Source organism: Duganella sp. S19_KUP01_CR8, from assembly GCF_036688705.1.
GTDB lineage: Bacteria > Pseudomonadota > Gammaproteobacteria > Burkholderiales > Burkholderiaceae_D > Rugamonas.
Genome location: NZ_JAQQPR010000009.1, coordinates 115,778 through 135,413 on the forward strand (window position 1 = coordinate 115,778; position 19,636 = coordinate 135,413).

The window sequence follows — 19,636 nt, forward strand, 5'->3', positions numbered from 1 at the left end:
TCATGCCTAATGTGTTTCTAGTCGGCCTGATGGGGGCGGGAAAAACCACCATCGGCCGCATCCTGGCCCGCAAGCTGGGTTTGCGCTTCATCGATTCCGACCACGAGATCGAGGCCCGTACCGGCGCCTCGATCCCGTGGATTTTTGAAATTGAAGGCGAGCAGAGCTTCCGCCGGCGGGAGGCGGACGTGATCCGCGAGCTGACCGCCCAGCCCGACCTGGTGCTGGCCACCGGCGGCGGCGCCATCCTGAACCCGGACAACCGCGCCTACCTGAAGGCGCGCGGCACCGTCATTTATCTGCGCGCCACCGTCAACAGCATCCTGCAGCGCACCGCGCACGACAAGAACCGGCCGCTGCTGCAAACCGCCGATCCGCGCAAAAAACTCGAAGAATTGATGGCGACCCGTGATCCTTTGTACATGGAAATTGCCGATATCGTCATCGATACCGGCCGACCTAACGTACAATCGATGGTTCAATCCATCCTGACCCAGCTGGAAACCCGGGCTTGCGAAGCCTCGCCCAACTGCGTCACACAAGCCGAACCATCGATGAACGAAGAATCCACCATCCTGTTAAATGTCGAGCTGGGCGAGCGCAGCTACCCCATCTCGATCGGCCCGGCGCTGTTGCAAGACAGCATGCTGCTGGCGCGTCATGTCAACGGCGACAAGGTCGCCATCGTCACCAACACCACCGTCGCGCCGCTGTACCTGGAGCGCGTCGAGGCCGGCTTGCGCCAGGCCGGCAAGCAAGTCACGTCCATCGTGCTGCCGGACGGCGAGGAACACAAGAACTGGTCCAGCCTGATGCTGATCTTCGATGCGCTGCTGGCCGCCAAGGCCGACCGCAAGACCACGCTGATCGCCCTGGGCGGCGGCGTCATCGGCGACCTGACCGGCTACGCGGCCGCCAGCTATATGCGCGGCGTCGATTTCATCCAGGTGCCGACCACCTTGCTGTCGCAGGTCGATTCCTCGGTGGGCGGCAAGACCGGCATCAACCATCCGATGGGCAAGAACATGATCGGCGCGTTCTACCAGCCGCGCGCGGTGATCGCCGACACCTCGACCCTGGAAACCCTGCCGGCGCGCGAGCTGTCGGCCGGCCTGGCCGAAGTGATCAAGCACGGCGCCATCATCGACGCCGCCTTCTTCGACTGGATCGAGGCCAACATCGGCAAGCTGATGGCGCGCGACAAGGGCGCGCTGGCCTACGCCATCGCCCGCTCGTGCGAGATCAAGTCCGACGTGGTGCGCCAGGACGAACGCGAGGGCGGCCTGCGCGCCATCCTGAATTTCGGCCACACCTTCGGCCACGCGATCGAAAACGGCCTGGGCTACGGCGAGTGGCTGCACGGCGAAGCCGTCGGCTGCGGCATGGTGATGGCGGCCGACCTGTCGCACCGCATGGGCCTGGTCGACGCGGCCACCGTGGCGCGCATGCGCGCGCTGGTGGTGGCGGCCGGCCTGCCGGTCAAGGCGCCCGACCTGGGCACCGAGCGCTGGCTGGAGCTGATGGAGGTCGACAAGAAGAACGAGGGTGGCGCCATCAAGTTCATCCTGCTGAAACCGCTGGGCGCTCCGAGCATCACCAACGCGCCGCAGGAGCTGCTGCTGGCCACGCTGGCCGCCAGCATCTAAGCGGAGGTTCGCATGCTGCCCGACGAATTCCTCGCCCCTTACGCGGCCCATTCGGCGGGCGGAGCGGGGCGCCGCTTTGACGAAACGGCGCACGCCTCGCGCAGCCAGTTCCAGCGCGACCGCGACCGCATCATCCATTCCTCGGCCTTCCGCCGGCTGGAATACAAGACCCAGGTGTTCCTCAACCACGAGGGCGACCTGTTCCGCACCCGGCTGACGCACAGCCTGGAGGTGGCGCAGGTGGGCCGCTCGCTGGCGCGCAACCTGCGCCTGAACGAGGACCTGGTGGAAGCCATCTCGCTGGCGCACGACCTGGGCCACACGCCGTTCGGCCACGTCGGCCAGGACGTGCTCAACGAATGCATGCAGGACCACGGCGGCTTCGAGCACAACCTGCAAAGCCTGCGCGTGGTGGACGAGCTGGAAGAACACTACGGCGCCTACAACGGCCTGAACCTGATGTTCGAGACCCGCGAGGGCATCCTCAAGCACTGCTCGCTGAACAATGCGCGCTTGCTGGGACCGGTGGCGCAGCGCTTCATCGACCGCACCCAGCCGTCGCTGGAAGCGCAGCTGACCAACCTTGCCGACGAGATCGCCTACAACAGCCACGATATCGACGACGGCCTGCGTTCCGGCCTGATCACCATCGAGCAGCTGGAACAGGTGGAGTTTTTTGCGCGGCTGTGGCGCGATGTGCAGGTGACCTTCCCCGGCCTGTCGGGCCGGCGCGCGATCTATGAAACCCTGCGCCGCCTGATCACCGCGCTGGCTGACGATTTGATCGCAACTTCCAGCGCCTTGCTGGCCGACGCCGCGCCCAAGAGCCTGGACGAAGTGCGGGCCGCGCCGCCGCTGATCCGTTTTTCCGATCCGATGCGCAAGGACGCGACCGAGCTCAAGCGCTTCCTGCGCGAGAATCTGTATCGTCACTACAAGGTCAACCGCATGCGGGTGAAAGCCAGCCGCATCGTGCGCGAGCTGTACCACGCCTTCATGGCCGAGCCGGTGCTGCTGCCGCCGGACTACCAGGACAAATCGGGCGACGTCGGCAAGCAGGCGCGCAAGATCGCCGACTACATCGCCGGCATGACCGACCGCTACGCGATCCGCGAACACCGCCGCCTGTTCTCGCTCGACGAGCTTTGAGTGGGCTCAATCGTGCGGTCTTGAGCAGCAACGGTGTTCGGCGCATGATAGCTCGATGGACGAGCAAATCACCCAACTGGATCGGCGGCTGACCTCGGTAGAAAAGGAGGTCGCCGTCCTTGCTGCGGACGCGGCTTTGATGTTCCCGCGCCATGCCACCAAGGAAGACGTTGCCAGGGTTGAGGCCAGAGTCGCGGTCATCCAGTCAAATTACGCTACAAAGGAAGACCTCGTCAAACTTGAGGCCAGAATTTCTGTCATTCAGTCAAGCTACGTAACCAAGGAGGACTTAGCCAAACTTGAGGCTAAGGTTTCCGCCATTCAGGCCAATTTCGCGACCTACGTAACCAAGGAGAACTTAGCCAAACTTGAGGCCAAGGTTTCCGCTATTCAGGCCAATTCCGCGACCAAGGACGATATTAGCGATCTGAGGTTGTATTTGGCTAGGTTGGAAACGCGCATGACGGTATGGGCCATCGCTTCAGTCATTTCAATTTCCGGCGTGGTGGTTGGCGTCGTCAAGATCTGGCCCTAGAACATCCTTTGCTGCGCGGCCTTGCTGTCGCCTACCAATTCCAGCAGCAGTTTCTTGATCGGTGCCGGTAGCGGGGCGTCGGGGATCTTGGCGGCGTCGTACCAGACGTGGCCGGACTCGGCGGCCATCGACAGGCGGCGCGCCAAGGTCACGCGGTAGGGCGCGATGTGCAGCTTGTAGTGCGTGAACACATGCGTCACCGTCGACAGCCGTTCGTGCGATTCCATCTCGCCGAACTTGCCTACCGCCAGCATCAGCGCGGCATCATCGACTGCTTCCACCTCGTCGTCCCCGGCCAGCAGATGGCCATCCAGCTCCGGCAGCGACAACAAACCGCCCCAGATCCCGCTTGGCGGACGCTGTTCCAGCAGCACCTGGCCGCCGTCGATAATCGCCAGCATCACCGCGTGCTTTTCCGGGCTGGCCTTCTTAGGCTTGCGCACCGGCAGGTCCTTGGTGCGGTTGCTGGAAAACGCCACGCAGCGCGGCTGCATCGGACAGCGTTCGCACGAAGGGCTGCTGCGCGTGCACAGCGTCGCGCCCATGTCCATCAAACCCTGCGTGTACGACTCGATGCCTTGCTCCGGCAACAGCGCCTCGGCGCGGCGCCACATCGCCTCCTCGGTCTTGCGCTCGCCGGGATAGGTGTCGATGCCGAACACGCGCGCGAACACCCGCTTGACGTTGCCGTCCATGATGGCCGCCCGCGTGCCGCTGGAAAACGCCGAGATCGCCGCCGCCGTCGAACGGCCGATGCCGGGCAGCTCCGCCAGCAACAGCGGATCGGAAGGGAACACACCGTCATACTCCGCCACCACGCGCTGCGCGCACTTGTGCAGATTGCGCGCCCGCGTGTAGTAGCCCAGGCCGCTCCACTGAGCCATCACATCCTCGACCGGCGCGGCAGCCAGGTCGCGCAAGGTAGGGAAGCGCTCCAGGAAGCGCGCGTAATAGCCCAGCACCGCCGACACCTGCGTCTGCTGCAACATGATTTCCGACAGCCAGATCAGATACGCATCGCGCGTGTTCTGCCAAGGCAGCACATGGCGTCCATGTACTTTTTGCCAGCCGATCAGATCGGCCGAGAAACTGGGATCTGCAAAATTCTCACCTGCTACAACCTTCATTCTGTTCCTAGTCCTTAAGCGGCGGCGTCCAGCGCCACGAATTCCGCATTGATGGCGATGCTGATCTGCCCCGCCAATTCATTGAGCCGCGCCTTCTGCGCCTCCAGCTCCTGCTGGCTGCCTTCAAACGCGTCGATTTTCTGTTCCAGGCTGTCGGTCGCATCGTGGATGCGCTGGATCGACGCCAGCCGGTGTTTCAACTGATCCTTGTGCTGGCGGATCTGCGCCTCCAGCGGCGCCATGATCACCTTCAGCCAGGCCTCCGCATCGTTGTTGGCGGCGCGGAAGCAGCCGCGCACGCGCGAGGCGATGGTGTCGAAGAACTTCTCCATCAACACCACGCGGCTGGTGGTCAGCAAGGTCGCCGTGCCGAACTGCTTGTAGTAGATCGCCTCGATCGCCTCGATCTCCTCGCGGTAGTGCTCCAGTGAAAACGGCATCGGCAGCGCCAGGGTCAGCCCGTGCTCGTTGGAGAAGCGGCGATACATCACGCCCATCATCTCGCTGATTTCCACCGTCTTGTGCTCGGCCGCGTCGAGGCTGGCGCGGATGCGCTCGAAGTAGTTGCGCACCGCCTCGCGCACGCCGGTGAAGAAGCGGCTGCGCTGCATCTCTTCGCGCACCAGTTCGATATCGTCGCGCACGAGGTCCATGCCCATGCTGGTGTACAGCTCGGTGGACAGGCGCGTGAACACGGCGCGCGTGGCCTGCAGCTTGAACAGGCTGGCGTCGAATTCCTTTTTCTCCACGTCGATGCGGCGCATCATGTGCGCGATCACGCTCTGGTTCTTGCCGCGCAAGCCCTTCAGCTCATGCAGCTGTTCGACCACGCCGCGGCTGCGCGCATTCACCATCGCCAGCTGCGCCGTGCTCAGCGCATGCAATTCCTCGCTCAGCTGCTTGCGCACGATTTCCTTCTTGGCCGGAATCAGCTCGTTGAACAGCGCGCCTTCCAGCGTCTGCAAGCGGCTGCGCTCCAGCAGCGCCGGATCCTGGTTGATCTTGGCCACCAGCGCCTTCTGTGCCGACACCGGGAACACCTGGCGCGGCTCCAGCGCCAGCACGTGCGCCACGTTGGCTTGCTGGCGTTCGATCTCGACGTTGATCTCGGCCTCGCTGCGCAGCTCGTCCCACATGCTGTCGATCTTGTTGAGCACCACCAGGCGGCCGGCGCCGGCGCCGATGTGGTTGCGCCAGACTTCGATATCGCTCTTGGTCACGCCGGTGTCGGCGGCCAGGATGAACAGCACCGCGTGCGCGTTCGGGATCAGGTTCAGCGTCAGCTCCGGCTCGGTGCCGATCGCGTTCAGGCCCGGCGTGTCGAGGATCACCAGGCCCTGCTTCAACAGCGGGTGCGGGAAGTTGATGATCGCATGGCGCCACAGCGAAATCTCGACCAGGCCGGCATCGTCCAGCGTGACCGGCATGTCGGGATCGTCCTCGTCGTACAGGCCGTAGCGCTTGGCTTCCTCCACCGGCACGTGGCGCGTCATGCTGACCTGCTTGAACACCTCGTGCATGTCGGCGCCGGCGTCCAGGTTCAGCGGCAGCACGGTCCAGGCGGCGGGCTGGTCGCGGTAGTCGCTGGTGGACAGGTTGTCGGCCCGCGTCTCGATCGGCAGCAGGCGGATCGACGGCGCGAAGCTGGCGTCGTACATCAGCTCGGTCGGGCACATGGTGGTGCGGCCGGCGGCGGACGGCAGGATGCGCTGGCCGTAGTCGGCAAAGAAGATGGCGTTGATCAGCTCCGATTTGCCACGCGAGAATTCGGCGACGAAGGCCACCGACAATTTATCGTCGGCCAGCCGCGCCAGGGTGCGCACGATGCGCTGGTCGGTGGCGGCGTCGGTCAGGGACGCGCCGGCAACCCAGGATTGATAATCTTTTAACGCTGTGACGACGCCTTGTCGCCAGGCGCTGTATTGCTCGAAATCCCTGACCATCATGTCTGCCCTTATTTTTGGCAATTTACACAGTAGAACGTGGACCGTTGCCCCTGCTTGATCTGCCGTATCGGCGCCGCGCATACCTTGCAGGGAACGCCTGCACGATCATAGACGAAATAAGTCTGCTGGAAATACCCGGATTGTCCGTTAACGCTAATAAAATCGCGCAGCGTGCTGCCGCCCTGGACAATGGCCTCGGCCAGGATCTCGCGCACGGCCAGGGCCAGCTTCTCGTAGCGCGCCAGGCTGATGCGCTTGGCCGGCGTCTTCGGGTTGATGCCGGCGCGGAACAAGCTTTCCGAAGCATAAATATTGCCGACACCGACAACGATATCGCCCGCCAGCAGCACCTGCTTGACCGGCGCGCTGCGCTGCCGGGTTTGATCGTACAGCAATTTGCCGCTGAAGCCAGCTTCCAGCGGCTCCACGCCCAGTTCGCGCAGCAGCGCGTGGTGTTCCAGCAAGCCGTCGGCGGCATCGTGCCACAGCACGGCGCCGAAGCGGCGCGGATCCTTCATGCGCAGCACGCGCAGGCCGTCCGGGGTCTCGACCACGAGATCAAAATGATCATGTTTTTCCGGTTCGATATCGGACGGCATGATGCGCAGGTGGCCCGACATGCCGAGGTGGATAATCAACGTGCCATGGTCGAAATGCACCAGCAGGTATTTGCCGCGGCGGCCGGTGCGCAGCACCTGGTGGCCGGCCAGCAGCTGCGGCAGCTGCGCCGGAAACGGCCAGCGCAATCCCTCGCGGCGCAGCACCACCTGGCGCACGGTGCGGCCCTCGATATGCGGCGCAACCCCGCGCCGGGTGACTTCAACTTCTGGTAATTCTGGCATCTGGCTCGCAAACAGTCGAAATAATGAGGCGGCTGACTCTGGTCGTGGCGGAATATTTGGTTACACTAGTCAAAAGACGCAATCGGGGTGTTACGCGTAGAATCCGAATGCATCTGTACCTTTTGCCGACTTGCCAGGATCTTCCCTTGAAAAACGCTTTCGCCATTGTAACCCTGTCCGCCTTGCTGTCCGCGTGCGCCGTCGCGCCGCAAAAAGAGGCGGAGTCCGCCACTGCGGCGCCTGCCGACGCGGCTGCGGAGAGCCCTGCGCCGGTCGCCGCCGCACCGGCGCCGGCCGCGGAGGCGTTGCCCAATGTCGAGCTGACCAGCGACATGCTGTTCCGCATCACCAAGGCCGAGCTGGAATTCAAGCAAGGACAGTGGCAGGGCGCCTACATCACCATGCTGGCGCTGGCCCAGCAAACGCGCGATCCGCGCCTGGCGCGCCGCGCCGCTGAAATGGCGCTGACCGCCAAGCAGGGCCCGGAAGCGTTGTCGGCCATCCGCCTGTGGCGCAGCCTGGCGCCGGACTCGGACGAGGCCACCCAATACTTCCTCGGCTTCGCCGTCGTCAACGACGACCTGGGCGAAGCGGAGCAGATCTTTGTCGAGCGCCTGAAGGCCGCGCCGCTGCAGGCGCGCCCGCTGGCCATGTTCCAGATGCAGCAATTCCTGCTGCGCGCCAAGGACAAGAGCGCCGCCTTCGCGCTGGAAGACCGCGTGCTGGCGCCGTACAGCGACACGCTGGAAAGCCACCTGATCCTGGCGCAGGGCGCCTTCGCGCTGGGCGACAACGAGCGCTCCCGCGCCGAGGCGGAGCAGGCCCTGCGCATCAAGCCCGATTCCGAGCTGGCCATCCTGACCACGGCGCAAGTGTCCGGCGATATCGACACCGCGTTGAAGGTGCTGTCGACCTTCCTGGACAAGTATCCGAAATCGCGTGAGGTGCGCGCCGCCTATGCCCGCATCCTGGCCGACGCCAAGCAGACCGAACCCGCCCGCAAGGAATTCCTGACCCTGCTGAAAGACCAGCCGGACAACCTGGCCACGCTGTACGCGCTGGGCGTGATGGCGATGCAGTCCAACGACATCCCCAATGCGGAGAAGTACTTCACCGATTTCGTCAGGGTGCTGGCCGACCATCCGAGCGACGAGCGCGACCCGTCCAAGGTGCTGATGATACTGTCGCAGATCGCCGAGCAGCGCAACGACTTCGACGCCGCCTACAACTGGCTGGACAAGGTCGACGGCAGCGATGAAAAAATCTACCTGGCCGCGCGCATGAAGATGGCGCAGCTGACGGCCCGCAAGGGCAACGTCGACGAGGCCCGCAAGCAGCTGGCCGAGCTGAAGCCGTCCGAAGCCGTCGACCAGGCGCAGATCTTCCAGGCCGACGCGCAAATCCTGCGCGACATCGGCGACAACCGCGCCGCCTACACGGTGCTGGAAAACGCCGTCAAGCGCTATCCGGACAATCCCGACCTGCTGTACGACTTCGCGCTGATCGCCGAAAAGCTGGGCCAGGTGGAGCTGATGGAAAAGGCGCTGCGCCAGGTGATGATCGCCGCGCCCGACAACCAGCACGCCTACAACGCGCTGGGCTACTCGCTGGCCGAGCGCAACGAGCGCCTGCCGGAAGCCTATTCGCTGATCGACAAGGCCATGAAGATGGCGCCGGGCGATCCCTTCATCATGGACAGCATGGGCTGGGTGCAGTACCGCATGGGTAACCTGAACGAAGCGGAAGCCTTGCTGCGCCGCGCCTACGCCTTGCGCGGCGATCCGGAAATCGCCGTCCACCTGGGCGAGGTGTTGTTCGTCAAGGGCGACAAGACCGGCGCCCAGCAGATGTGGCAGGAAGCGCAAACCAAAGATCCGAAGAACGACGCGCTGAAAAGCACGCTCGCCCGTTTGAACCAGAGCCTGTAAGCGATACCCGATGACCTTATTCAACCTGCGCCGCCGCGCGCCCGCCGCCACGCTGGTAGCCGCGTTGGCCGCTTCCGTGCTGGCCGGCTGCGCCACCACCTCCGCGCCGCATTCGGCCGCCGTGGTCGCGCCCTACAGCGACAATATCGAACTGGGTGGCGGCATCGCCATCAACTACAGCAAGGACGGCAAGCGCGAATCGCTGACCGGCAAGTTCACCTGGCAGCAGACCAAGACAGCAACCGACGTCAGCCTGATCTCGCCGACCGGCCAGATCCTCGCCGTCATCAGCGTCGCGCCGGGATTAGCCACGTTGAAGCAAAGCGGCAAGGAGCCGCGCACCGCGCCCGACCTCGACAGCCTGACCGCGCAGGCGCTGGGCTGGACCTTGCCGGTCTCCGGTCTGCGCGAATGGCTGCAAGGCTACGCCACCGACGCCAGCGGCAAGCGCTTCATCGCCTCGCCGGCCAACGACACGGTGGTGACGCGCGACGGCTGGAAAGTCGACTACGCCACTTGGCAGGACGACAAAGCTGCCGTGCCACAACCGAAACGTATCGATCTCACGCGTCTGGGCGCGGGGCAGGTGGATGACCTGACGATACGCATCGCCATCCGTCCGACCGCAGAATAAGAAGCGCCATGACCAGTCTGAAGAATTGCCCGGCTCCGGCCAAGTTGAACCTGTTCCTGCACGTGAACGGCCGCCGCGCCGACGGCTACCATTTGCTGCAAACCGTGTTCCAGTTGATCGACCACGGCGACACGCTGCACTTCGAGCTGCGCGGCGACCATGAGATCCGCCGCGTGACCGACATGCCCGGTGTGCCGGAAGCGAGCGACCTGATCATCCGGGCCGCGCGGCTGCTGCAAGCCGAAGTGCTGCGCCGCACCGGCGCGCTGCCGGCCGGCGTGGACATCGCCATCGACAAGATTTTGCCGATGGGCGGCGGCCTGGGCGGAGGCTCGTCCGACGCGGCCACCACGCTGATGGCGTTGAACTATTTGTGGCGGGCCGGTCTAAGCAAGGAAGAGTTGATGGCGCTGGGCCTGCCGCTGGGCGCCGACATCCCGTTCTTCATCTTCGGCCAGACCGCCTTTGCCGAAGGGGTGGGGGAGGCGATGCGGCCGGTATCAGCGCCGGATTGTTGGTATGTCGTCATCGAACCGGGCGTCGCGGTACCGACTGCAGCAATTTTTTGCTCAGAATATTTGACAAGGGATACTCCGGTCGTCATAATAACGGACTTTTCCAGCCACCTCGAAAATCGAATCGGTTTAAAAGGGTTTGGAAAGAACGACTTGCAACAAGTAGCAACGAAGTTGTTCCCGCCGGTAGCAGAGGCGATAGAATGGCTCAGTGCTTACGGTGACGCCAGGATGACTGGCTCCGGTGCTTGTGTGTTCAGTGCGGTAGCAACCGAGGACGAAGCGGATGCGGTACTTGCAAAAGTACCGGCGAAGTGGAAGGCCTGGAAAGCAAAAGCGCTGGATCGCCACCCGATCATCGAAAAGTTGTGAGGCGGTAAAAAAATTTGGCTTAGCGTGAAAATGGCTGTAAAATACCGGCCATGTAACGACAAGCAGTCAGTTGCGTAGGGGAATCGCCAAGCTGGTTAAGGCACTGGATTTTGATTCCAGCATACCAAGGTTCGAATCCTTGTTCCCCTGCCATTCGTTTGTATCTGGACCCGTCGAGGCGCAGCTTGTCTCCGGCCAGGTAGAGCAAAGATGGCATCGCCATAGCGCGAACCATACCCAAAGTTCTAAGTACAGCGCCCTGCGGTTTCCGCTGGCGACTTTTCAAAAAATTTCATCGACTATCTCTGGGACTCCCAATGGCTTTCGAAAACCTGATGGTTTTTACCGGCAACGCTAATCCTGCATTGGCAGAAGGAGTCGCTAAAAATCTCGGCATCCCTCTCGGCAAGGCAAACGTTTCGAAATTCTCGGACGGCGAAGTGATGGTTGAGATTAACGAAAACGTCCGCGGTAAAGACGTCTTCGTTCTGCAATCGACTTGTGCTCCAACCAACGACAGCCTGATGGAGTTGATCCTGATGGTCGACGCCCTGAAACGCGCGTCCGCTGGCCGTATCACCGCAGCTATTCCTTACTTCGGCTATGCCCGTCAAGACCGTCGCCCACGTTCGGCGCGCGTTGCGATCTCGGCCAAAGTGGTCGCGAACATGCTGGAAGAAGCGGGCGTCGAGCGCGTCCTGATCATGGATCTGCACGCAGACCAGATCCAGGGCTTCTTCGATATTCCAGTTGACAATATTTACGCTTCGCCAATTCTGCTGGGCGACCTGCAGAAAAAGAACTACCAGGACCTGCTGGTGGTATCGCCGGACGTCGGCGGTGTGGTACGTGCGCGCGCCCTGGCAAAACGCCTGGGCTGCGACCTGGCCATCATCGACAAACGTCGTCCGAAGGCCAACGTTTCGGAAGTCATGAACATCATCGGTGAAGTCGAAGGCCGTAACTGCGTGATCATGGATGACATGGTCGACACCGCAGGTACCCTGGTCAAGGCTGCCGAAGTACTGAAAGAGCGCGGCGCGAAGAAAGTTGTCGCGTATTGCACGCACCCAGTGCTGTCCGGCCCGGCAATCGAGCGCATCACCAATTCGTCGCTGGACGAGCTGGTCGTGACCGACACGATTCCACTGTCCGACGCGGCCAAGGCTTGCGGCAAGATCCGTCAACTGACCTGCGCACCGCTGCTGGCCGAGACGTTCAAACGCATTATCAAGGGCGATTCCGTAATCTCCCTGTTTATCGACTAAGAGACCGATTAAAAAAGACCGCGGCGTCGTTGTGGCGCCTCGCCGTACTAGCGTACTGCCTCGGCCCCACGTCTAGCCGCGCTCATTTTTAATCAGTCTCTTGAGATAAACGATTTAGCCAGTTTTTCATGGCGCGACAAGCAAAAAATGCTTGTCGCGCCTTTGCTTTTCCCAGTTTCATGAGCGCAGTCAGCTCATTTTCGAAGCACCCTGGTCGCGGGGGCTTCATAACACGGGGCGCGAGCCCTGTTATTTTTGGAGTTACACATGAAAGTTGTTGCATTCAAACGCGAATTGCAAGGTTCCGGAGCGAGCCGCCGCCTGCGCAATTCGGGCCAAACCCCTGGCATCATCTACGGCGGTACCGAAGCGCCAGTGACCATCTCGCTGGATCACAACGCCCTGTACCACGCGCTGAAAAAAGAAGCCTTCCACTCGTCGATCCTGGATCTGGAAATCGACGGCAAGACCCAGCAAGTTCTGCTGCGTGACTTCCAAGTCCACGCGTTCAAACAACTGGTTCTGCACGCTGACTTCCAGCGCGTTGACGCAAACGCCAAAGTGCACATGAAAGTTGCTCTGCACTTCGCTAACGCTGACGTGTCCCCAGCAGTCAAACTGCACGGCGCAACCATCAGCCACGTAGCTAACGAAATCGAAGTTTCGTGCCTGCCAAAAGACCTGCCAGAGTTCATCACCGTTGACCTGTCGACCATCGACGTTGGTCACTCGCTGCACATCGCTGACCTGGTTCTGCCAGCCGGCGTCACCGCGATCACCCACGGTTCGAACCTGACCATCGCTACCGCTTCGGTACCTGCCGGTCACGTTGCTGCTGAAGCCGCTGCTACCGCTGAAGCTCCAGCTGCTGACGCTAAGCCAGCCGCTAAAGCCAAGAAGTAATCACTGACGCCGCCTTCGGGCGGTTGCAGGAGGAGAGCCCGCCGGCCTGTGCCAGGCGGGCTTTTTTTATGCTTGAGCGTTGACCCCGCAACCCGGATGCCGGGGTCAGACCCCGTACGGGGTCTGACCCCATGTGGCCGCAGTGCGGGTTTGCGCGATAATCACGTTTATTTGACTGAGCATCTCATGTCCATACGCCTCATCGTCGGCCTCGGCAATCCCGGCCCCGAATACGAACAAACCCGTCACAACGCCGGCTTCTGGCTGGTGGACAACCTCGCCAACGACATCGGCGCGCGCCTGCAGCGCGAGACCAAGTACAACGCGCTGATGGCCAAGGGCTCGGTCGCCGGCCAGGAAGTCTATCTGCTGGAACCGCAGACGTATATGAACCGCTCCGGCCAGTCGGTCGGCGGCCTGTGCCGCTTCTTCAAGATCCTGCCGGACGAAGTGCTGGTCGTGCACGACGAGCTGGACCTGATGCCCGGCGCCGCGCGCCTGAAAAAGGGCGGCTCCTCGGGCGGCCACAACGGCCTGAAGGACATCACCGCCGCGCTCGGCACGCAGGATTACTGGCGGCTGCGCCTGGGCATCGGCCATCCGCGCACGCTCAGCCTGCAGCAGCAGGTGGCGGACTTCGTGCTGCACCGCCCGCGCCGCGAAGACCAGGAGCTGATCGAGCAAGCCATCGACAAGTCGCTGCTGGTGATGCCGCTCATCGTCGAAGGCAAGTTCGACGCCGCCACGATGAAGTTGCATACAGCCTGATTCGGCGGTGGTATGCTGGTCCGGTTATCCCCAGACCAGGAAACCACCGATGAAGCTGCTCCCGCTTGCCGCATTATTGTTCGTCCACGCCGCCCAGGCACAAGACGCCTCCGCCGTCGCCAGCCAGATCAACGGCATGTATCCCAAGCTCGATGCGATCTACAAGGATCTGCACGCGCATCCCGAAATCGCCTTCCAGGAAGAACGCACGGCCGCCAAGCTGGCCGCCGAGATGCGCGCGATCGGCTTCGAGGTGACGGAAAAAGTCGGCAAGACCGGCGTGGTGGCCATCTACAAGAACGGTGCCGGCCCGACCGTGCTGGTGCGCACCGAGATGGACGGCCTGCCGATGGAGGAGAAATCCGGCTACGCCTATTCCAGCAAGGCCCACGCGCTGTTGGAAGGCAAGGACACGATGGTGGCCCACAGCTGCGGCCACGACGTCCACATGACCGCCTGGCTGGGCGCGGCGCGCGCGCTGGTGGCAATGAAGTCGCAGTGGAAGGGCACGCTGATGTTCATCGGCCAGCCTGCCGAGGAAACCGTCAGCGGCGCCAAGGCCATGCTGGACGACGGCCTGTTCAAGCGCTTCCCGAAACCGGACTACGCCTTCGCGCTGCACACCTGGCCGCTGGCCTACGGCACCATCGGCTATAACAGCGGTCCGGTGTCGTCGAACTCGGACGCGATTGAAATCACCTTCAAGGGCCGCGGCGGCCATGGCTCGGCGCCGGACAAGGCGCTCGATCCGATCACCATCGCCGCCCGCTTCGTGGTCGATGTGCAGACCGTGATCAGCCGCGAGAAAGATCCCAAGGAATTCGGCGTCGTCACCATCGGCGCAATCAACGGCGGCACGGTCGGCAACATCATCCCCGACAGCGTGCGCGTGCGCGGCACGATCCGTTCATACAGCCCGGAAGTACGGGCGAAACTGCTGGCCGGCGTGCGCCGCGTCGCCAACGCATCGGCCGCGATGGCCGACGCGCCGGCGCCCGATGTCGAGCTGATCACCGGTGGCGCCGCCATCGACAATAGCGACGCGCTGGTCAAGCGTACCGAGGGCGTGCTGAAGAAAGCCTTCGGCGACGCCAACGTCGCGCGCATGCCGGCGATGACGGCCAGCGAAGATTTCTCGGCCTACGTCAATGAAGGCGTGCCGGGCATGTTCTTCTTCACCGGCGTCTACGATCCGAAAGCGGTGGCCGAAGCGGCCAAGCCGGGCGGCAAGCCGATCGCCTTCAACCATTCGCCGTACTACGCGCCGGTGCCGGAACCGTCGATCAAGACCGCCGCCCAGGCGATGACCCTGGCCGTCATGAACGTGATGGGCGCAGCAAGCGCCAAACCATAAACGCCAGTACGGCCACGCCCAGCAGCAACACGCCCCACAGCACCACCAGGCGCTGCTGGGCTGCGGTGGCTGCTGTCAACGCAGCAGTGGCGTCCTGCGCGCCGCTGCCTTGCTGCTGCGTCGCCGGGCCGGCGCTGGCCTGTTCCAACTTCTGCAATTCCGCGTCGGAGAAGCCGGGCGCGACCTGGCTCAACTCGCGCACGGCCGGCGTGGCGCGCTCGCGGCCGACCGCCAGCGTGTAGGGACCGTTGCCGTTGGCGAGGAAAATCAGCGTGGCCGGCTGCCAGCTCAATCGCAAGGCGGGCCTTGCGGTTGCTGGCGCCGTGGTCCGCAGCACCCATTGCGTCGCGTGCACGGGCGGCACTTCGATGTCGCCGGAACTGCGCACCTGGTCGCCTTGCGCGATGCGGTAGAACGTCGCGCTGGTGAGCGGATCGAAGCGCCAGGCAGGCCCTTGTCCAGCTTGCCGTGCGGGCAGCTCGCGGTAGCTGCCCAGGGTGCCGGACAGTACGACATTGGGCTCGCTGAATTGCAGCCCGGCCTTGCTCGGCGCGACGGCGGGTGGCACGGCGTAGACCAGGTCCTGCGCCTGCCTTCCTGTCGCCGCTTGCAGCAGCAGTTGCTCGGTGGGCAGGGTGACATCGGCATGGACCAGCTGCTCGGCGGTGATCGCGGCGAACTGGATCGGCGTGCCGCTGCGCCAGTTCAGCCGGGCATAGCGGACGCTGCGCGCGTCGAACTCCAGCCGGTCGTTGGACAGCGTTTGCGCATCCTGGTTGACCAGCCAGTTCAGGTCGGCGGCGCCGATGGTATCCCAGTGTTTCATGTCGGCGCTGGTCTCCAGCCAGACTTGTGCGCTGTACTCGCGCTGGCCGGACGGCAGCGTGAAGCGCAGCGCGCTGACCGGCGTGGCGGCCGCATCCTTGCCCAGGTCGAGCACCAGCCCCGCCAGGTGCGGCGGCTGTGCGGCCTTGTCGCGCGCGTTGTCGGGGCGGACCTTGACGGACAGCAGGCGTCCGTCGGTGGCCGTGCTGACATCCAGGTCCAGCTGCCCGGCCGATGCGGCCGTGCTCATCAGCGGGAAGATGGCCGACGGCAGGTCGCGCCGGCTGGTGCGCGTCGCCGGCGCCGGCGTGCGCAGCGCGAACGGCTGCAAGGCGCCGCTGGCGTCGAATACCCGCACGTCGTCCAGCAGCGGCGAGCGCGCATGCAGGTAGACATCCTTGGGCAGGCGCACTTGCAGCACGCCCTGTTTGGCGCTGGCGGTCAGCGGCAGCAGGTGGGTGTAGTCCTGCGGCGCATCGCTGGCCGCCGCTGATGCAATGGCCGATGTAATGGCCGATGCGGCCGCAGCCGCAATCAGAAGGTTCTTCATTTCTTTTCCGTTTCGGTAGGGTAGGGCGCCAGATAACCGATGCCGACCATCAGCGCGCCCACGCCGACGAAGGAAACGATGCGCTCGACGCCGCCCACGTTGGACAGGTCGACCAGGAACAGCTTGGCGACCACCAGGGCCAGCAGCACCGCGCCGCCTATCCACACGGCGCGTAGCACGCGTTTGGCGGCATAGCGCATCATCACCAGCGCCGTGATGCTCCACACCAGCGACAGCATCGCCTGCACGAATTGCGAGGCGAACATGGCGTCGAATTCATACGGCACTTTCATGTAGTTGGAGACGGTGCGCAGCAGCGCCAGGTTGAGCCAGCCATAGCCGGCCAGCGCGGCCAGCAGCGGCAACGGCGCCACCCAGTTCGGCGGCCAGGAGGCGAGCAGCTTGTGGCGCAGCGTGCCGCCGGCGTCCATGTCGCGCAGCAGGCGGTAGCAACCGTAGGCCATCAGCATGGCGAAGCAGGTCGTCAGGTCCAGCGGGTTCAGCAAAGGCACGTAGGGCAGCGGCGCCATGGCGCCGTTCTGCGACAGGTTCCAGACCGCGACCAGCAGCAGCGCCCAGCCGCAAGCCAGCGGGATCAGGCGGCGCCGGTACCACGCGGCCAGCGGCGCGACCGGCCAGCCGCCGGCGCGGCTGCGCTGCATCAGCCAGCCGACGGCGGCCATCATCAGCCAGGCAGGGATGAAGCGCGCCCAGCTGGCGCTGGTCTCCCAGCCGGCGTCGGCCAGCAGCTGCGCCTCGGCGCTGTTGCCGCCGTGCAGCCAGCGCGAGATCCAGATCGCCGCGACCGGCCAGATCATCAGCCACAGGCCGCCGGTGCGTACCACGTGCAGCGCGCGCAGCTGGAAGTCGCCCAGCGGCCAGTCGCTGGCGGGCCAGACGCGCAGCAGCCATTCGCCGGCCAGCCACAGCGCCGCGTAGGCCAGCCAGGCGGACGCCGCCGGCAGGCGGTTGCTGTCGTACAGGATGATGAGCATGGCCGCGCTGGCGACCGTCAAGCCGATCCAGGTTGGTTCCGCCAGCGTGCGCAGGCGCGGCCATTGCAGGCGGCGCGCCAGCATGACGATGGCCAGGGTGTTCGCCGCCAGCAGCATGCCGTAGATGCTCGGTCCCAGCACGTCGTCGTTGGCCCAGGTGCCGGTCGTCAGGATCTGGTAGCGGATAGCCAGCCAGCCCGCCAAGTCGGGCAGGATCAGCAGGAACCACCACAGGCCGGCCCACAGCATCGTCAGGCGCGACAGCAGGTAGCTGGTGGTGCCCGGCTCGCGGCCGTCGTGTCGCATCAGCGCCCAGCTGCTGAACAGGGCGCCGGCGCAGATCATGGCCGCGCCCAGCACCGGTTTGTCGAACAGGTCGGGCGAGGCGGCGGTCCAGCTCCATTGCGTCAGCGCCAGCATGGCCAGCGTCGCGCCCGCTACTGCCTGGGCGATCAGGGCCAGCCCGCTGGCCAGCGGCCAAGCCATCCTGCGGGCGATGAAGTACAGCGCCACCGCCGCCACCAGCGCACTGACCACCAGCAGGTTGGCTTGGTTGGCGCCGTCGGTGCGCAGGAAGATTTCGGTCCATGCGCCGGCGACCAGCCAGATCGATGCGAATGCGAGGAACAGCGCCGCCAGTGCGGCAAACAATTTCGTGCCGCTGTCCTGCTGTGCGCGGAAGCGCGTCGCCATCAGGAAGGCGGTGAACGACAGCAGGATGAAGCCCAGCCACAGGTTCGATTCCAGCGCGCGCTCCGGCGACAGCCCGCTGACGGTGCCGAAGAACGACAGCCAGGCGCCGGCCTGCACCAGCAGGCCGAAGCCCCAGGCCATCGTCTGCTTCTGGCGCAGCCCGATCCAGACGATGCCCGCGCCTTCCAGCGCCCACGCGGCGGACGTCCAGCGACCGTCGAGCGCGAACGGTATCGCCAGCGTGCCGAACACGATGCCGAGCGCGAGGAAGGCGTCGGCCAGCAGGGCGACCTTGTCGCGCCGGCGCAGCACCGTGGCCAGACCGATGTAGAACAAGCCCAACGCCAGCGCCGAGTAGGCCACGCCGAACGGGTAGCCGTGCACCAGGCTGAATTGCAGGCCGAAGCCCAGCATCGGCGTGCCGAACACCAGCGTGCCGTCGACATAGTTCTGCAGCTTGACTGATTGCCGGCTTGCATACGCCAGCGGGATCGAGACGTAGAAGGCAAAGAACAGCAGCAGGAACAATTGCACCGACAGATAATTTTCCGGCGTGTAGCGCAGCACGCCCCAGGCGGTGCCGATGGCGAAGGTAAAGGCGAAGCCCAGCAGGTTCAGCGGACGCCACGAGCGCAGCATGGCCAGCGCGAACACGCCGGCGTTGAGCAGCGCGTAGTACGAGAACAGTCCGATGTGGCTGCCGCCGCCGGTGGACGCCAGGATGGGCGCGGCAAAGCCGCCGACGATGCCGAAGATGGCCAGCCACATGGCGTCTTGCAGCACCGCCAGCAGGCAGGTGAAGACGGTCAGCACGAACAGCAGCGCGAAGGCCAGCGAGCCGGGGATCAGCTGGTACAGGCGGAACGCGCCGAAGGTCACCAGCATCAGCACGGCCAGCGCCGCGCCTTGCACCGGCAGGCTGATGGCGGGACGACTGAGTCGTATGCGCCAGGCCCAGGCCAGCAGCGCGATGTCGGCCAGCACGATGCCGGCCAGGCGGAATTCGATCGGCACCGTCACGCGGGCGGCCGTGTACTTGAGCAGGAAGCTGACGCCGATGAACAGGATCAGCAAGCCAAGCTTGGCGACCAGGTTGCCGCCGAATAGCCAGGCCTTGGCGGCCACCAGCCATCGCGGCGGCGTTGGCTCGGGCCGTGGCGCCGTCGGTGGCGGTGGAGCGGGTTCGGCGGGAGCGGGGCGGGGCGACGGCGCTTCAGGCGCGGTTGCCTCCGCCGGTGCAGGCGCGGCCACTTGTGCTGGTACCGGTGTGGGCATCGCTGCCGGTGCTGGCGCTGCTACGGGCGCGGGTTGTGGCGGGCGTGGCGACAGGATGGTGGCTTGTATCGGCCCATAGACAGGCGTCGGCGCCGCCGGGCGCGCGGGCTGAGCAGCTTGCGGTGGTGCTTGCGGCGCGGCGGTGCGCTGCATTGTCGTTTGCATCTCGCGCAGCGCGTTCACTTCCCGCTGCAATTCGGCGGCGATCTTGCGCGCCTGCTTCGCTTCCGTGCGCGCGCGCCAGGCGACGCTCAGCGTGAACACGCCGAAGATAAACAAAAGGAATTCCATTGAACGGCTCCCTGTGGCAA

Annotated in this window: 15 protein-coding genes and 1 tRNA gene; 11 read left to right on the plus strand and 5 right to left on the minus strand. The window is 64.3% G+C overall.

The genetic code is table 11. From position 1 onward, the window contains the following. Positions 1–2 precede the first annotated feature (2 nt). Genes aroKB through V6M89_RS11455 form a run of 3 tightly spaced genes read left to right on the plus strand, consistent with a single transcriptional unit; the run spans position 3 to position 3,330 of the window. Complete coding sequence (gene aroKB / locus V6M89_RS11445; RefSeq protein ID WP_332853283.1) at positions 3–1,646, plus strand: bifunctional shikimate kinase/3-dehydroquinate synthase AroKB; 1,644 nt, start codon at positions 3–5, stop codon at positions 1,644–1,646. A gap of 12 nt (positions 1,647–1,658) precedes the next feature. After that, the gene (locus V6M89_RS11450) at positions 1,659–2,795 is read left to right on the plus strand and encodes a deoxyguanosinetriphosphate triphosphohydrolase (protein ID WP_332853284.1); all 1,137 of its coding nucleotides are present in this window, start codon (positions 1,659–1,661) and stop codon (positions 2,793–2,795) included. A gap of 55 nt (positions 2,796–2,850) precedes the next feature. Next, positions 2,851–3,330 carry a hypothetical protein gene (locus V6M89_RS11455; RefSeq protein ID WP_332853285.1) on the plus strand — a complete coding sequence of 160 codons (480 nt, stop codon included), beginning with the start codon at positions 2,851–2,853 and terminating at the stop codon, positions 3,328–3,330. Here V6M89_RS11455 and mutY read toward each other — a convergent pair. From mutY to mutM, 3 genes are read right to left on the minus strand one after another with little or no spacing between them, the layout of a single operon-like run. Beyond that, entirely contained in the window at positions 3,327–4,457 is a 1,131-nt protein-coding gene (gene mutY, locus V6M89_RS11460) for an A/G-specific adenine glycosylase (RefSeq protein WP_332853286.1), read from the minus strand. The genes V6M89_RS11455 and mutY overlap by 4 nt on opposite strands. Positions 4,458–4,471: 14 nt before the next feature. Next, a complete protein-coding gene (locus V6M89_RS11465) occupies positions 4,472–6,400 on the minus strand; it encodes a dynamin family protein (protein ID WP_332853360.1) in 1,929 nt (642 codons plus the stop codon). An 11-nt stretch (positions 6,401–6,411) separates the two neighbouring features. Continuing rightward, entirely contained in the window at positions 6,412–7,245 is an 834-nt protein-coding gene (gene mutM, locus V6M89_RS11470; RefSeq protein WP_332853287.1) for a bifunctional DNA-formamidopyrimidine glycosylase/DNA-(apurinic or apyrimidinic site) lyase, read from the minus strand. Positions 7,246–7,391: 146 nt separating this feature from the next. Between mutM and V6M89_RS11475 the strand changes: the two genes are divergently transcribed. From V6M89_RS11475 to V6M89_RS11510, 8 genes are all read left to right on the plus strand, one after another. Then, positions 7,392–9,173: a tetratricopeptide repeat protein gene (locus V6M89_RS11475; protein ID WP_332853288.1), complete on the plus strand. Its 1,782-nt coding sequence runs from the start codon at positions 7,392–7,394 to the stop codon at positions 9,171–9,173. Between the two features lie 10 nt (positions 9,174–9,183). Further along, a complete protein-coding gene (locus V6M89_RS11480) occupies positions 9,184–9,807 on the plus strand; it encodes an outer membrane lipoprotein LolB (protein WP_332853289.1) in 624 nt (207 codons plus the stop codon). Positions 9,808–9,815: 8 nt separating this feature from the next. Further along, on the plus strand, positions 9,816–10,694 hold the full coding sequence (gene ispE, locus V6M89_RS11485) for a 4-(cytidine 5'-diphospho)-2-C-methyl-D-erythritol kinase (RefSeq protein WP_332853290.1): 879 nt from the start codon (positions 9,816–9,818) through the stop codon (positions 10,692–10,694). A gap of 76 nt (positions 10,695–10,770) precedes the next feature. Then, positions 10,771–10,847, plus strand: a tRNA-Gln gene (locus V6M89_RS11490). Positions 10,848–11,011: 164 nt separating this feature from the next. Continuing rightward, entirely contained in the window at positions 11,012–11,962 is a 951-nt protein-coding gene (locus V6M89_RS11495) for a ribose-phosphate pyrophosphokinase (protein ID WP_332853291.1), read from the plus strand. 267 nt (positions 11,963–12,229) lie between these two features. Further along, positions 12,230–12,865 (plus strand): 50S ribosomal protein L25/general stress protein Ctc, encoded by a 636-nt coding sequence (locus tag V6M89_RS11500; RefSeq protein WP_116992769.1) that lies wholly within the window; start codon positions 12,230–12,232, stop codon positions 12,863–12,865. A 186-nt stretch (positions 12,866–13,051) separates the two neighbouring features. Beyond that, complete coding sequence (gene pth, locus V6M89_RS11505) at positions 13,052–13,633, plus strand: aminoacyl-tRNA hydrolase (protein WP_332853292.1); 582 nt, start codon at positions 13,052–13,054, stop codon at positions 13,631–13,633. A gap of 49 nt (positions 13,634–13,682) precedes the next feature. After that, positions 13,683–14,987, plus strand: a complete 1,305-nt coding sequence (locus V6M89_RS11510) for an amidohydrolase (RefSeq protein ID WP_332853293.1) — start codon at positions 13,683–13,685, stop codon at positions 14,985–14,987. On the opposite strand, the gene V6M89_RS11515 is transcribed toward V6M89_RS11510, so the two are convergent. Then, positions 14,950–16,362 carry a DUF3999 family protein gene (locus tag V6M89_RS11515; protein WP_332853294.1) on the minus strand — a complete coding sequence of 471 codons (1,413 nt, stop codon included), beginning with the start codon at positions 16,360–16,362 and terminating at the stop codon, positions 14,950–14,952. The genes V6M89_RS11510 and V6M89_RS11515 overlap by 38 nt on opposite strands. Next, positions 16,359–19,616, minus strand: a complete 3,258-nt coding sequence (locus tag V6M89_RS11520; RefSeq protein WP_332853295.1) for a DUF2339 domain-containing protein — start codon at positions 19,614–19,616, stop codon at positions 16,359–16,361. The genes V6M89_RS11515 and V6M89_RS11520 overlap by 4 nt, the downstream gene beginning before the upstream one ends. Positions 19,617–19,636: the final 20 nt, after the last annotated feature.